General features: G+C 36.6%; 10 protein-coding genes. 2 read left to right on the forward strand and 8 right to left on the reverse strand.

Going from position 1 to position 13,822, the window contains the following annotated elements; genetic code table 11:
• Window positions 1–21: 21 nt before the first annotated feature.
• From Q2U82_RS13755 to cysQ, 6 genes are all read right to left on the reverse strand, one after another.
• Complete coding sequence (locus Q2U82_RS13755; RefSeq protein ID WP_410005427.1) at window positions 22–1,278, reverse strand: sulfate adenylyltransferase subunit 1; 1,257 nt, start codon at window positions 1,276–1,278, stop codon at window positions 22–24.
• 181 nt (window positions 1,279–1,459) lie between these two features.
• Window positions 1,460–1,807 carry a four helix bundle protein gene (locus Q2U82_RS13760; protein ID WP_410005428.1) on the reverse strand — a complete coding sequence of 116 codons (348 nt, stop codon included), beginning with the start codon at window positions 1,805–1,807 and terminating at the stop codon, window positions 1,460–1,462.
• Between the two features lie 69 nt (window positions 1,808–1,876).
• Window positions 1,877–2,782, reverse strand: coding sequence for a sulfate adenylyltransferase subunit CysD (gene cysD / locus Q2U82_RS13765; RefSeq protein ID WP_410005429.1), 906 nt, complete (start codon window positions 2,780–2,782; stop codon window positions 1,877–1,879).
• 231 nt (window positions 2,783–3,013) lie between these two features.
• On the reverse strand, window positions 3,014–3,607 hold the full coding sequence (gene cysC / locus Q2U82_RS13770; RefSeq protein WP_410005430.1) for an adenylyl-sulfate kinase: 594 nt from the start codon (window positions 3,605–3,607) through the stop codon (window positions 3,014–3,016).
• Between the two features lies 1 nt (window position 3,608).
• Window positions 3,609–4,034: a DUF2061 domain-containing protein gene (locus tag Q2U82_RS13775; RefSeq protein WP_410005431.1), complete on the reverse strand. Its 426-nt coding sequence runs from the start codon at window positions 4,032–4,034 to the stop codon at window positions 3,609–3,611.
• Window positions 4,034–4,822 carry a 3'(2'),5'-bisphosphate nucleotidase CysQ gene (gene cysQ, locus Q2U82_RS13780; RefSeq protein WP_410005432.1) on the reverse strand — a complete coding sequence of 263 codons (789 nt, stop codon included), beginning with the start codon at window positions 4,820–4,822 and terminating at the stop codon, window positions 4,034–4,036. The genes Q2U82_RS13775 and cysQ overlap by 1 nt, the downstream gene beginning before the upstream one ends.
• A 603-nt stretch (window positions 4,823–5,425) precedes the next feature.
• On the opposite strand from cysQ, the gene Q2U82_RS13785 reads away from it, so the two are divergent.
• Entirely contained in the window at window positions 5,426–5,917 is a 492-nt protein-coding gene (locus Q2U82_RS13785; RefSeq protein WP_410005433.1) for a Dps family protein, read from the forward strand.
• A 194-nt stretch (window positions 5,918–6,111) separates the two neighbouring features.
• Window positions 6,112–7,227, forward strand: coding sequence for a redoxin domain-containing protein (locus Q2U82_RS13790; protein WP_410005434.1), 1,116 nt, complete (start codon window positions 6,112–6,114; stop codon window positions 7,225–7,227).
• A gap of 269 nt (window positions 7,228–7,496) precedes the next feature.
• On the opposite strand, the gene Q2U82_RS13795 is transcribed toward Q2U82_RS13790, so the two are convergent.
• Window positions 7,497–12,365, reverse strand: coding sequence for a M4 family metallopeptidase (locus tag Q2U82_RS13795; protein ID WP_410005435.1), 4,869 nt, complete (start codon window positions 12,363–12,365; stop codon window positions 7,497–7,499).
• 146 nt (window positions 12,366–12,511) lie between these two features.
• Complete coding sequence (gene nqrF / locus Q2U82_RS13800) at window positions 12,512–13,822, reverse strand: NADH:ubiquinone reductase (Na(+)-transporting) subunit F (protein ID WP_068761159.1); 1,311 nt, start codon at window positions 13,820–13,822, stop codon at window positions 12,512–12,514.

Consider the following 13,822-nt stretch of genomic DNA (forward strand, 5'->3'; position numbering starts at 1 on the left):
TATCGAATATTTACTTTGAATTTAGACTATCATACCAGCCGCAACAGTTTCGTGAGTAGCGCCATCAATCAATACAAAACTTCCAGTAATACGGTTGTCGCGATATTCATCAACCATTAATGGGCGTGTTGTGCGAATACTGATTCTGGCAATATCATTCATCTTTAAATCTTTATTCTCTTCTTCCCGTGCATAGGTGTTTATATCAATTTTATAAACCACCTCCTTTATCATGGCCTTTTGCTCGTTGGAATTATGCATAATAGTATATTTTGCACGCTCACGGGCAGGACTATTATTGAACCAGCAAAGCATAGCATCAAATTCCTGAACCGCTTTGGGTTGGTTGTTTTCCTTTACAATCATATCGCCACGGCTAATGTCTATATCATCTTCCAAAGTAATAGCAACAGACATAGGTGCAAAAACTTCTTCTAGCGAACCATCCATAGTATCTATGCTTTTTATTTTAGAAGTAAAGCCTGAGGGCATTACAACCACATCATCACCCGGTCTAAAAATACCACTTGCCACACGTCCAGCATAACCTCTATAATCAATAAATCCTTCTCTTTGCGGACGTAAAACTGTTTGCACAGGAAAACGAGCGTCTATTTTATTGATATCGCTACTGATGTGCATGGTTTCCAAAGTATGCAATAATGGTGCGCCTTGGTACCAATCCATATTGGTGGAACAGTTTACCACATTATCTCCATCTAAAGCACTAATTGGTAAAAACTGAATATCCTTCACATATAATTTTGAAGAAAATTCCTCAAATTGGTGGATGATATTTTCATAAATATCTTCTGAATAATCCACCAGATCCATCTTATTGATACAAACAATGATATGTGGAATTTGCAAAAGTGAAGCAATAAAAGCGTGACGTTTTGTTTGCTCTATCACGCCATGACGGGCGTCAATTAAAATTAATGCCGCGTTGGCAGTTGAAGCTCCCGTAACCATATTTCGTGTGTATTGAATATGGCCTGGCGTATCAGCAATTATAAACTTTCTTTTAGGAGTTGTAAAATACCTATAAGCCACATCAATGGTTATCCCCTGCTCTCGTTCGTCTCTAAGTCCATCAGTGAATAAAGCAAGATCAACACCTTCATGACCTTTTTTGCGACTTGTATTTTCTACTGCTTCCAGCTGGTCTTCAAAAATAGCTTTGCTATCGTAAAGTAATCTTCCTATTAGTGTGCTTTTTCCGTCATCCACACTTCCGGCTGTGGTGAATCTTAGTAATTGGTTTTTATCGATTGTCATTTTGTGAGTATGTGAGTTTGTGAGTATGTGAGTATGTGAGTATGTGAGTGAGTGAGTGAGTGAGTGAGTGAGTGAGTGAGTGAGTGAGTGAGTAAATTTATATAATCTTTAAACTTATTTACTTATTCACATATTCACTTATTCACATATTCACTTATTCACTTATTAACCAATTCACTCATTAATCTTTCAAACTTTGAATTAATTTAATTAGCATTCTTTTGATGAAAAAAATTTTATTCGTTAAATCATTAGAATCATCCATAAATTTTAATCTTTTTGAGATTTCTAATTGAGTTTCCAATTCGGCAGCGGAGCCTAAATTTATATACAAAAATCTTTTGAACTCCTTTTTTGATTCTCTTGCAGCACCTTCAGCAATATTTGAAGGAATTGAAACTGAACAACGGCGAATTTGACCAATAAGTCCGAATCTTTCTGAATCAGGAAAGTTGTTAGTAATACTATAAATTTCAACTACTAAATCCATTGCTTCCTGATAAACCTTTAAATCATTATGTGATTTCATAATCATCTATACACTTACATATTCACTAATTCACTAATTCACAGACTCACAGACTCACAGCCTCACCTTTTAAAAATATCCCTGTCTCTTTCTATCTTCCATTGCCGTTTCACTACGCTTATCATCACTTCTATTTCCACGTTCGGTTTGTTTCATAGCAGAAACTTCGGCTACTATTTTTTCCAAAGTATCAGCATCAGACTCTATCCCGCCAGTAATGGTAATATCTCCCAGTGTTCTAAAACGAATTTTCTTGGTTTCAATTTTTTCGTTTTCGTCCAATTTTAAATGTTCTGAAACAGGAATCCAAGTATCGCTTCGCCAAACCACTTCGCGTTGGTGTGCTAAATATAAGGACGGTATCTTTATATCTTCCCGTTTAATATAATTCCAAACGTCCATTTCGGTCCAATTGCTAATTGGAAAGGCTCTGAAATGTTCGCCTTCAAAATGTTTTCCGTTCAGTAAATTCCATAATTCTGGCCGTTGGTTTTTTGGGTCCCATTGTCCAAAATCGTCTCTATGTGAAAAGAAACGCTCTTTGGCACGGGCTTTCTCTTCATCGCGTCTTCCACCACCAATGGCACAATCTATCTTGTTACTTTCTATGGCATCTAGCAAGGTTGTAATCTGAAGTGCATTACGGGTAGCGTTTTTTCCCTTTTCCTCTGCAACTCTGCCTGCATCAATCGATTCCTGAACTGAACCAACAATTAATTGCACGCCCAATTCTGTTATTAAATCATCCCGAAACTGAATTGTTTCCGGGAAATTGTGTCCCGTATCTACATGAAGTAGCGGAAATGGAATTTTGGAAGGATAAAAGGCTTTCTTCGCCAAGTGTGTAACAAGAATGGAATCTTTTCCTCCTGAAAATAAAATCACAGGGTTTTGAAACTGTGCCCATACTTCGCGAAGAATATATATTGCTTCCGATTCCAGTTCGTCCAAATAATTTAAATAGTACTTGCTCATTTTTTTAATTGTTAGTTTGTGAGTTTGTGAATTAGTGAGTACGCTAAGATCTATTTAATTAAGTGTATCAATTCACCTTCTAACTTATTCACTTATTCACCTACTCACTTATTCACCTACTCACTAATTCACCTACTCACTTATTCACCTACTCACTTATTCACCTACTCACTAATTCACCTACTCACTAATTCACCTACTCACTAATTCACCTACTCACTTATTCACCTACTAAAATTTAAACCTTTTGTTAATTACAGATAGAATCAAAGCAACCGCTTCCTCCACAGAAACCACTGTGGTATCTATTTCAACATCAGGTGCCATTGGTGCTTCATAGGGCGCGTTGACCCCTGTGAAGTTTTTAATTTCACCTGCGCGTGCTTTGGCGTAAAACCCTTTTACATCGCGGCGTTCACACTCTTCAATAGGTGTATTTACAAAAACTTCAATAAAATTATTATACCCAACAATGCGTTTCACGTTTTCACGATCCTCTCTGTAAGGCGAAACAAAAGAAGCCAAAACTACCAAACCTGCATCTATCATTAAATTGGCAACTTCAGCAATTCGGCGGATATTCTCTGATCTGTCTTCTGGGGAAAAGGAAAGATTGTTATTCAATCCTTTTCTAACATTATCACCATCCAAAAGATACGTATGTATTTCCTTAGCAAAAAGTGCTTTTTCCAATTCATTTGCAATGGTAGATTTTCCAGAGCCTGAAAGACCCGTAAACCAAATGAGAAAAGCGCCGTGGTTTTTTAAAGCACTTCTTTCTTTTTTTGTGACGCTGAAGTTATGTTGAATTATATATTTTTCCATATTAATTTGCTCTGCTTTTTAATCCAAAATCAATTCTATACCAAACCCTTTCGTGAAGATAATATAAAATCATTTTCGTTAAAAGTTCCGAAAGACCAATCTTAAGTCCCGTTAAAGGATTTCCTGTAACCAACCAAGAAAGCAACATAGTGTCCAACGTGCCAACCCCTCGCCAAGTAAAGGTTTTTGCTATGTGTCGCTTTCTGCTTTCGCGAACAATTCCTTTTTTTGAAAGATTGATTTTAAACCAAACTCTTTCATGAAAATAATATAAAACCATTTTGGTTATTACTTCTGCCAAACCAATTTTAAGTCCCGTCCACGGATTGCCAGTGATAAGCCAGGACAGCAAAATTGTGTCCAGCGTACCAACTATACGCCAAGTAATTGTCTTGGCTAAGTGTCTTTTTCGGGATTGATCTTTCATTATGCTTTTACCACAAAATAATTATTCAGCAAATTGGGCTTGTTATACTGCATTGGCTTTCCTGTGGTTTGGTCAATAACAGTTACTCCAACGGCCTTGCAGATGGCGTGGCCGGCAGCGGTGTCCCACTCCATTGTAGGGGCATATCGCGGATAAATATGCGCTAAACCTTCTGCCACCAAGCAAAATTTTAAAGAACTTCCTTTTGAAACAATTTCAACTTTACTTTCTTTTTCTATTTCTGAAATAAAATTTTTGGTATCCTCGTTCAAATGGGAACGACTGCCAACAATTTTCACTTCGGAAGTGATTGCGGAAGGTTTGATTATTTCAGCCTTTTCTAATATTTCTTCAACCGAAATTTCTTCGGAAGTGAGAGTTATTTTTTTTGAAGATTTGCCGTCCTCTGAAGTAAAATAGAGTTCTTTTGAAACAGGCACATATATCACGCCAAGAACCGGATTGCTATTATCAATGAGCGCTATATTCACTGTAAATTCGCCATTGCGTTTTATAAATTCTTTGGTTCCATCAAGCGGATCCACGATCCAGCAGCGGGTCCAACCTTTACGCTCTGAAAAGTCCAATTGGCGATTTTCTTCACTAATAATTGGAATTTCTGTGGTTTTAAGATATTTGTTTATAATGGCATTGGCATTTTTGTCAGCTTGCGTCAAAGGTGAATTATCATCCTTGGTTTCAACGTTGAAGTTGGTTTCATAAACCTTAAGGATTTCCGCACCAGCTTCCAAGGCAGCTTTTATTGCAATTGCTAAAAGAGTTTGCATAGGTAGGTTTTGTTTCGAGCGGGAAGGTACAATTTTGAGTAAATATATATTAAAAAATGACTCTTATAAAAATTTAAAATGCGTCAAAGAACTTTAATAGCTTGTTCAACTAAAAAAAAGTTGTGTAACTATATAGAGATTTGTTAATTAACCTGTATAGTTATTTCAGGACGGGGCAAACCATAGGTTCACCCGTATAAAAGCCTACCCAAAGCCTACCCAAAGCCATAGTAAAGCCATTAAATTGTAAAGAAACAGCCCTTTTTTCCTTCAAACAAAATAAATCATACTTAAATTTCAATAAATTATCAGCTTAAAAAATATATCCGATTTATAATTATTCATTCCTAAACCATTCACATACGCACAATCCCAACAACTATTAAAAGGACAAATACTCACAAATTCACATATTCACATATTCACATATTCACATATTCACATATTCACAAATTCACTAATTCACTAATTCACTAATTCACTAATTCACAAATTCACAAATTCAAATTCAAATTCAAGTTAAAAAAAGGCTAAACTCTCCTTTAAAATTGCCACTCAACAAGGTATTGGCTATCTTTGAGGAAACCTTTAAAAACAACTATTATGGGCTATTTGAACTTAGATAAAAAGAAAACAACAACAACTGCTAAGGAACTTAACGTGCTGCTTGCAGATTATCATTTATACTACCAAAAACTTCGAAATTTTCATTGGAATGTTGTTGGTTATAACTTTTTTGACCTTCATATAAAATTTGAAGAAATGTATGAAGATGCAAAACTAAAGGTGGATGAAATTGCAGAACGAATTTTAACGCTTCGTTTTCAACCTACCAGCAATTTTACGGATTATCTAAAGATGAGTAACATCAAGGAATCTTCTGAAGACACAAAAGATGTAGAAATGGTAAAAATACTGCTCGACGACCACGGAAAACTATTGAAGCAAATGCGCAAGGTTGTTGAAAAAGCTGATGAAGCAGGTGATGAAGGAACAATTGATATGATTGGCGGCTTCATTGGCCATATTGAAAAAATTAGTTGGATGCTAGACGCTTGGATGATGAAAGCTGGAGATAACCATCCAGAAGCATAGTAATTTGACTCAACACATATCATAGACAGGAACCAAGACTCTTTTAATAAATTGTCGTGTTTCCTGTTTCTATTTTGCACTGCTTTTATAAGATCAACCTTGATCTAAAAAGTCAATATTTAAACATCATTGCAAAAAATATTTTAATACAGAATAAACTGCTACTTTTGCTCAAATTTTAAAAAAACATATTTATGAGACTGATTTTTGCTTCACTACTTGCAATTTCATTAATATCATGCAATAAAGAAACCAATACATACACGCTTGATGGAGAAGCGATTGGTTTTGCTGATGGAACTGAAGTTTATGTTTTCACTTTTGAAAACAACCAACCAAAACCAATTGACACTTTAAAGATTACTCAAGGAAAATTTTCTGCAACCTATCCAAAAAGTGATACTACTCCCCTTAATTTTTTAAGAATAAATGAAGCAAATGCTTCCATCCTGTTTTTTCCTGAAAATGAAAATATGCAGGCAATTATTTATAAGGATAGTATTAAAGCATCTCGCATAACTGGAGGAGAACAAAATGCAGCATACAACAGGTTTGTTGATAAAATGGATACCTTCAACAAAAAGAAACAAGAACGTATGGATCAATTCCGTGCCGCAAATGAAGCAAATGATACTGCTGCAATCGCTAAAATTCAAAGTGATAATTTAAACTTGGTTAATGAGGAAACTGAATTTAAGAAACAGTTTTTAAAGGATAACAATAACACACTATTCTCTGTTATGCTTATATCTGATATGGCAGGAAGAAAAGAAATCACACCAGCTGAAGCTTCTGTATATGTTGAAAATTTAGATCCAAAAGTAGCATCCACACAATTGGCTCAAGATTTAAAAACAAATCTTGACTCCTTGAAAAAGGCCGATGTAGGTAGTGCCGCTCCAGATTTTAGTGCACCAACCCCTACTGGCGAAACTATGTCTCTAAAAGACGCAATGGGAAAATACACTATTATTGATTTTTGGGCCTCTTGGTGTAAGCCATGTAGAATTGAAAATCCAAATGTTGTGAATGTTTACAATAAGTATCACGACAAAGGCTTGAACATTATAAGCGTTTCTTTGGATAAGGCAGACCAAAAAGACAAATGGATACAAGCAATAAAAGATGACAAAATGGATTGGTTCCACGTTTCAAATCTTCAGTTTTGGCAAGATCCAATTGCAAAACAATATAGTGTGCGTTCTATTCCTGCAACCTTCCTTCTTGATGAAAATGGAATGATCATAGACAAAGATCTTCGCGGTGCTGCTTTGGAAGCAAAGATTGCTACGCTTTTAGGCGGAGAATAATTAATGGATTATTAAAACTATTTAGAACTGAGTAATGGCAACATTGCTCAGTTTTTTTATTTATAGGTTTTTCTTTTAGATATACTTAATCTATATTAACCCATACTATTTGAAACCTCTTGACTTTTTTGATATAATACTTTTCATTATAGTCAAATCATTCTTTACTCTAAACTTTTTATTCTGTGCTATTTCATTAAGACTTTACAGTATATAAAAAACCGCCCTTGCTTGGCAAAGACGGTTTTTGATTTTAGATGTATTTATAATTAATGCTTTACAACACGTTTGGTTAGGGTTCCTTCTGCCGTGTTTATCTTCACGAAATAAGTTGCATTCTGTAAGCTTGACAAATTGAGTGAATATTGAGTATTGTTATAATCTACTTCCAGCAATTTTCTTCCGCGAATATCAAATACTTCCACGGAGTTGATCACGGTCTTTGGAGAAACAATGGTTATGTTACCCGTAGTTGGGTTAGGTACAATACTGATGTTTTGCAACTGGCTATCTTGTGTGCCTAAAACTGTTGTTTTGAAAAGCATTACAAAACGCTCATTATGTGCACCTTCCTTGCTTTTAAAAATATAGTCGGAATCGCTAAGATTATGAACCACATTTTTAAATTTATCAACTAAGTAAACCTGTACATCTGGCCAAACGGTTCCGTCCTGTTCGCTTATGGATATCTTAAACTCTTGGTCCTCCTCTATTTGGCTAACAAAGCCCAATGGTATCTCCTGATCTACATTAAATGCGCTCCTGCCCTGTATGGCAAGCTCTTCACCTGTGACTAATTTAGAATAAAGACTCACTGGGGTTGCTAATCTTTTTGCGTCATATTTGTTATCGTATCCATCTATGGATTCTTCTGAAAAACTAACCAACATTCCACTGCTTAGTCCATAAGTTTCATTATAAACCTGAAGCCATATACGGTCTTTGGTTGCGGTAGGCCTTCTGTAAGTATCGTTGTTATCGGTAACGCGCATATAGTTTTTAAAACTTGCAGTTCCTGCAGCCGTTGCTTTAAAACCAAAACCTTGCCCTGATGAAATATAACCATTTGGTTTCGTAGAGTTTCCAGGATCATTTGCAGCTTTCACACCTCCAGAACTATTGTACATAGATATATCGCCCATATCATAGTTATTCACCTTATAACCTGGATAACTTGAACTTGCTGTGGTCAAGTGTTCCCAGAAATAAACCGCATTTATCATACTGTTTTCGTTAAGAAAATCATTGGCCCAAATAGCCGATGCATAGGGGTTACCCATAATATTTGGACTTGAGTTTGGGGTTCCATTATAAGTTACGTTATAGTCAACTTGACCATTGTTGAGGGTTCCCAAGGTATAATCCAAAGTATATGAACCACTGCTGGCAAGATCAGGCTGCGGCAATACCAAATAGCCTTCTCCTGCGTTGACGATACCTGTATAGTTTTGCCAGTCATTTCCGTCGTTATCGGCAAAATTCTCAGCATCAGGATCCTGCGACTCAACGTCAGGATTAGGGACAAAGTTTGAAGTAATATGGTTCCTGACCAATACCGAACTGCCATAAACACCTGAGCGTGTCTCAGTGGTCATTGGACTGCCAAGTACCATAAAATAGCGCGGCTCAAGGAATGGGGTAATCTTTCGTACGGTTATATTACCGTTGTTTGTTACTGTGGCGGCATCATCTACTTGGACTAGGCTTCCTTCATTAGCAACAAAGAGAGTTCCGTTTACAGTAATGTCTCCATCAACCTTTGCGTAGGTTCCATCAGGAATTGTTAGTGTTTTTCCAGAGTTTATCACTAAACTACATGCATCAATGTTAGCAATTGTTGTACTGTAATCTTCATCAATTATTGCCATCATACTAGAAGTTGGCGCACCGTTATTCCATCCCGAAGATGTATAAGTTGTGGAGCCCGGACAGTCAACAAAAGCAGCTGAAGGACCAAAAATATAATCACCATCAAGTCCAGTGAAATTTCCTGTCAAAGTAATATTAGTGCCAAACGAACCAATAGTAAGTAACGATGTCTCATCACCATTTGTTCTATAGGCTACTAACTCAGTTCTTGATAAACCTGTTGCAGATTCCCAACCTGCTATTTCAGCAAGAGTAAAATAAAATTTAATAGTTGTACTTCCAGAAGTTGTTGCATTATCAACCCCTATTCTGAAGTTTTTATCCATAACAAGATTCGGTGCAGTACTGCCATTATAGGATTGAGCACCCGTTCCAGCACGCGAAACAGAAGTGTTGGTACAGCCATAATCAAAACTATTATTATTTGTAATATCTAACATAACCTTTGCTGTAGCAGAATCGGAAGTATAAATGGTACCCGCTCCACCTAAGTCGATCAAATCATTCGTTGTTCCAGTATTAACAGCCGTTTGAACTGAAGTGGAAACTGTAGCTGTAACTGAAACATTGTCAAAAAATAACAAACCATTGTTTGCTGAAGAGTTATAGTGCCTCACAACGAAATAACCTGTTTGACCCGCAAGCGATGAATTGTTTATTGTTCTAATTTGTCCCGCATTAGAGAGTGTATTTCGGTCTTCAAGATTTATTCCTGCATTAATATCTGCAGCGGTATCTATATTGGTTGTCCAATAAACAGCATAATGTTCTATAGTATTGTAACCCCCAATCCCAAAAGAAAACTGAGTATTTGTAGTCCCAGCTGGAATACTTATTTTAGGGCTAATAAAATAATTATTTGCATTTGCTTTTCCACTACCACTTCCTAAAAATGTTAAATTTGTTTCTGAGGCTGGATAGCTTCCAGTAATACCGGTATAAACCGGCCCACTTATACCAGCAACCCAGACATGTCCATCACCATCACCATCCAAAAGACCTCCCCAGCCACCTAATTCAAAATCTTCATCAAGTAAAGTTATATTTTGTGAAAGTACTGGAGAATTATCATCATTAATGATTGTAAAAGTTAAAGAATTTGCAGCTGGATTTGCAGTTGCATTTCCTCCATTTGGATTTACTGTGAAATTAATAATTGCAGTTTCATTTGTTTCATTAAACCCATCATTATAAATCCTTAACATTAAATTTTGCTTTGCTGTTGAGCCTGAAGGAAATGTAACAATAGGGGTTAATATTTCATAATCTAGATTATTCGTCGCCGTTCCTCCTGCAACAGAAAAATTAACTGTTGCATTTTGCGAAGGTGCTAAACCAATGATTAATGGCACTGAAACATCTGTATAACCGCAATCGGTTGCTTCTAAAGTGCTATCAGTTACACTTAAATAACTAATAGATGGAGTGCAAGAACCTGCAAATGCGGCTCCCACACCAACTGCACGCCAAGCATTTGTAACTGCTTGTGTTTCTAAGGAGCAAGCTCCATATAAATCAGTAGCAGCTTGAATTGAAGCTGTTCTAGTATTGGCAAAAGTTGAGTTTGCCGACAAATAATTTTTTATAGTTCTATAAGTAATTAATTGAGCTTTATTCATTCCAATGCCCGTAACATTGTATGAATTCCCATTATCATTCGTTCCACTACCACCTACAACTGTAAGGTAAAACCAGAAGTTTAATACTCCGCTATTTGTATGTACTCCACAATAGTCATTGCCATTAGTAGGTGTTCCACAATTAGGATTTATCCAGTAAGTTCCGCCATATGTGTCTGGTTGGCCTTGTGAGTTCGGATTGCTCATAGACCGTAGTGCCGCAGAACCTGTTCTTCTGTCTATTTCATCACCAATCAACCATATTTTCGCAGCTGGGTTCGTATCACTTCCATTTCCTTTAGCGTAATGTTCTACAGATGCACCCCATATATCCGAAAAAGCTTCATTTAATGCACCAGACTCTCTTTGATATGCCAAATTAGCGGTATGTGTTGTTACTGCATGGCCTATTTCGTGTGCTGCAACATCAATGGATGTTAATGCATCAAAACCACCACACCCCTCAGCAGCCCCACAAGAACCATCACCATAGGTCATTACGCTACCGTTCCAAAATGCGTTATTATAACCAGCTCCTCCAGCAACATCATCAAAATGTACCCAGCTATTTATGGATGCTCCAGCATTATCATAACTATTTCTTCCGTGAACGTTCAACCAATAGTCATACGTTTCTTCTGCCCCCCAATGAGCATCAAGAGCTGCATTGTCCTTATTTGTGTTATTAAATTCTCCAGCGGTCCAGTTATTATCTGCATCTGTAAAATCTGTATAGTAATATAGTGGCTGTCTCGTACTATTGAAAGTATTGATACCATCACCTCTGGTATTGTCTCTTAGCCTATATGACCCTGAAATACTTCTTGTTGTTATGCTTTGGTTGCCACTATATCGGGTAGCTGCAGTTCCGATTGCTAACATGGTGAAATCTTCATTTTCAACTCGCTGACAAAACATTTCCTCTGTTTCGGCAGTTGCGTGAACCATCCCTTCAAAACCTTTATTGTCAGCATGCTTTATAATTGCATCATAAAAAAGTGTCTCACCTGTATTTGCATCTATATATATATTTCCACGGCTTATTGGTCGAGTAGCATAAATATCAAATTTATATGCCAATCTGTAGCTCTCCACATTATTTTCAGAAGTAATTTCATTTGAAAAAACCGGAAGAATTACCAATTCTCCTTCGGGTTTTTTATAGTCGTCCATCACTTTCGCCATCCCAGTATTTTCCCATAAATACTGCTGGGCACCAATATGTGAAACAGCTTTTTGAAAAGCCGAAGCTTTAGTTAGACCTAGTGAAGCATTTACTTCTTTAACTGGATAATATTCCTGACTTAAAGAAACAACTTTCCCTTGTTGACTATGAAATGTTACTGTTCCAAACTCCACTTTAATTCCGTTGAAGTATTCCTGATACTTCTGATGAAGAAAACCTAAATCATCACTCTCTTCTCCAATTAGCTGAAATGTTATTGCTGGTGGCAGTCCGTAAACTTCCCGAAGTAGCATTTCTGGATTTTGGGAAATGTATTTATTAGTACCATCAAAAACCAAAAGATTTGTAGAGCTACTTTGTATTTTTGAATTATTTGCTTTTTTTAAAATAGGGTTTTGATTAGACTGACCATATCCTAAATTTAGAGTGAATAGAAATACCAGCGAAAGAGTAAAATTTTTCATATTCAGGGGCTTAGTTATTATTTTTAATACTTCAAAAATAACATGCATAATCCGTATTTAACAACATTTTAAGAAATTTTATGCCATAAAAAAACCGTCTCAATTTGATTTGAAACGGTTTTTTAATGTTTATTAAAATTCTTTAATTATCCTCCAAAATCATCAAAACGGATATTCTCATCTGGGATACCAAAATCCTCCCCCATCTTTTGAACGGCTTGGTTCATCAATGGTGGTCCACAGAAATAAAGTTCTATGTCTTCCGGAGTATCGTGAAGGTTTAAATAGTTGTCAATTACTACTTGGTGAATAAAGCCAACAAAACCATCACCAGCCTCATCGTGTATGTCTTTTTTCACTTTCCAGTTGTCTTCTTCCATTGGTTCTGAAAGTGCCAAATAGAATTTGAAATTTGGAAATTCATTTTCCAACTCTTTAAAGTGATCTAAATAGAAAAGCTCTCTTTTTGAACGACCTCCATACCAATAAGTTACTTTTCTACCAGTTTTAAGGGTTTTGAAAAGGTGGTATAAATGTGAACGCATTGGCGCCATTCCTGCTCCACCACCAACGTATAGCATTTCAGCCTCAGAAGGATTGATAAAGAATTCGCCATAAGGTCCAGAAATAACAACTTTATCGCCTTCTTTACAGTTAAAAATATAAGATGAAGCAATTCCTGGATTAACATCCATCCATCCGCCTTTTGCACGGTCAAATGGTGGTGTTGCAATACGAACGTTCAACATAATTTCACGTCCTTCCGCAGGATATGAAGCCATGGAATATGCTCTTTCAACCGTTTCGGTGTTCTTCATTACTAAAGGCCATAGTTTGAACTTATCCCACTCTTCTTGGAATTTATCCGGTCTTTCATGTTCCTCTGGGTGAGCAGTGATGTCCATATCAGAAAACTTCACTTCGCAAGGTGGAATTTCAATCTGAATATAACCTCCAGCCTTGTAGTTCATATCCTCTGGGATTTCAACTACAAATTCTTTAATGAAAGAGGCAACGTTATAGTTTCTCTTTACAACAGCATCCCATTTCTTAATTCCGAAAACTTCTTCAGGAATGTGAATGTTCATATCCTGCTTCACTTTTACTTGGCAGGAAAGACGTGCTCCTTCTTTTAATTCTTTACGGGTAAAGTGTGGAGTTTCCGTAGGCAAGGCTTCACCACCACCTGAAAGTACGTGGCACTCACATTGAATACAAGTTCCACCTCCTCCGCAAGCGGAAGGTAAAAATATTTTTTCGGCACCCAAAGTTGAAAGCAATGAACCCCCCGAAGGCACTTCGATTACTTTTTCATCGTTGATTGTAATTTTCACTGGCCCTGATGGTGCTAATTTTTCCTTGGTAAATAACAATAAGGCTACCAATAGCAACGTCAATATTAAAAGGGCAATGACGGTTACTGTTATAACTCCAAGTGTGCTTATTTCTAAAAACAT

Source organism: Aequorivita nionensis (assembly GCF_046352995.1).
Taxonomy (GTDB): Bacteria; Bacteroidota; Bacteroidia; order Flavobacteriales; family Flavobacteriaceae; genus Aequorivita; species Aequorivita nionensis.

What these genes read in the sequence shown, in the direction of transcription:
- nqrF (WP_068761159.1), bottom strand. Translation starts at nt 13,822, where the DNA reads ATGTTTTTAGAAATAAGCACACTTGGAGTTATAACAGTAACCGTCATT.
- Q2U82_RS13755 (WP_410005427.1), bottom strand. Translation starts at nt 1,278, where the DNA reads ATGACAATCGATAAAAACCAATTACTAAGATTCACCACAGCCGGAAGT.
- Q2U82_RS13785 (WP_410005433.1), top strand. Translation starts at nt 5,426, where the DNA reads ATGGGCTATTTGAACTTAGATAAAAAGAAAACAACAACAACTGCTAAG.
- Q2U82_RS13760 (WP_410005428.1), bottom strand. Translation starts at nt 1,807, where the DNA reads ATGAAATCACATAATGATTTAAAGGTTTATCAGGAAGCAATGGATTTA.
- Q2U82_RS13795 (WP_410005435.1), bottom strand. Translation starts at nt 12,365, where the DNA reads ATGAAAAATTTTACTCTTTCGCTGGTATTTCTATTCACTCTAAATTTA.
- cysC (WP_410005430.1), bottom strand. Translation starts at nt 3,607, where the DNA reads ATGGAAAAATATATAATTCAACATAACTTCAGCGTCACAAAAAAAGAA.
- cysD (WP_410005429.1), bottom strand. Translation starts at nt 2,782, where the DNA reads ATGAGCAAGTACTATTTAAATTATTTGGACGAACTGGAATCGGAAGCA.
- cysQ (WP_410005432.1), bottom strand. Translation starts at nt 4,822, where the DNA reads ATGCAAACTCTTTTAGCAATTGCAATAAAAGCTGCCTTGGAAGCTGGT.
- Q2U82_RS13775 (WP_410005431.1), bottom strand. Translation starts at nt 4,034, where the DNA reads ATGAAAGATCAATCCCGAAAAAGACACTTAGCCAAGACAATTACTTGG.
- Q2U82_RS13790 (WP_410005434.1), top strand. Translation starts at nt 6,112, where the DNA reads ATGAGACTGATTTTTGCTTCACTACTTGCAATTTCATTAATATCATGC.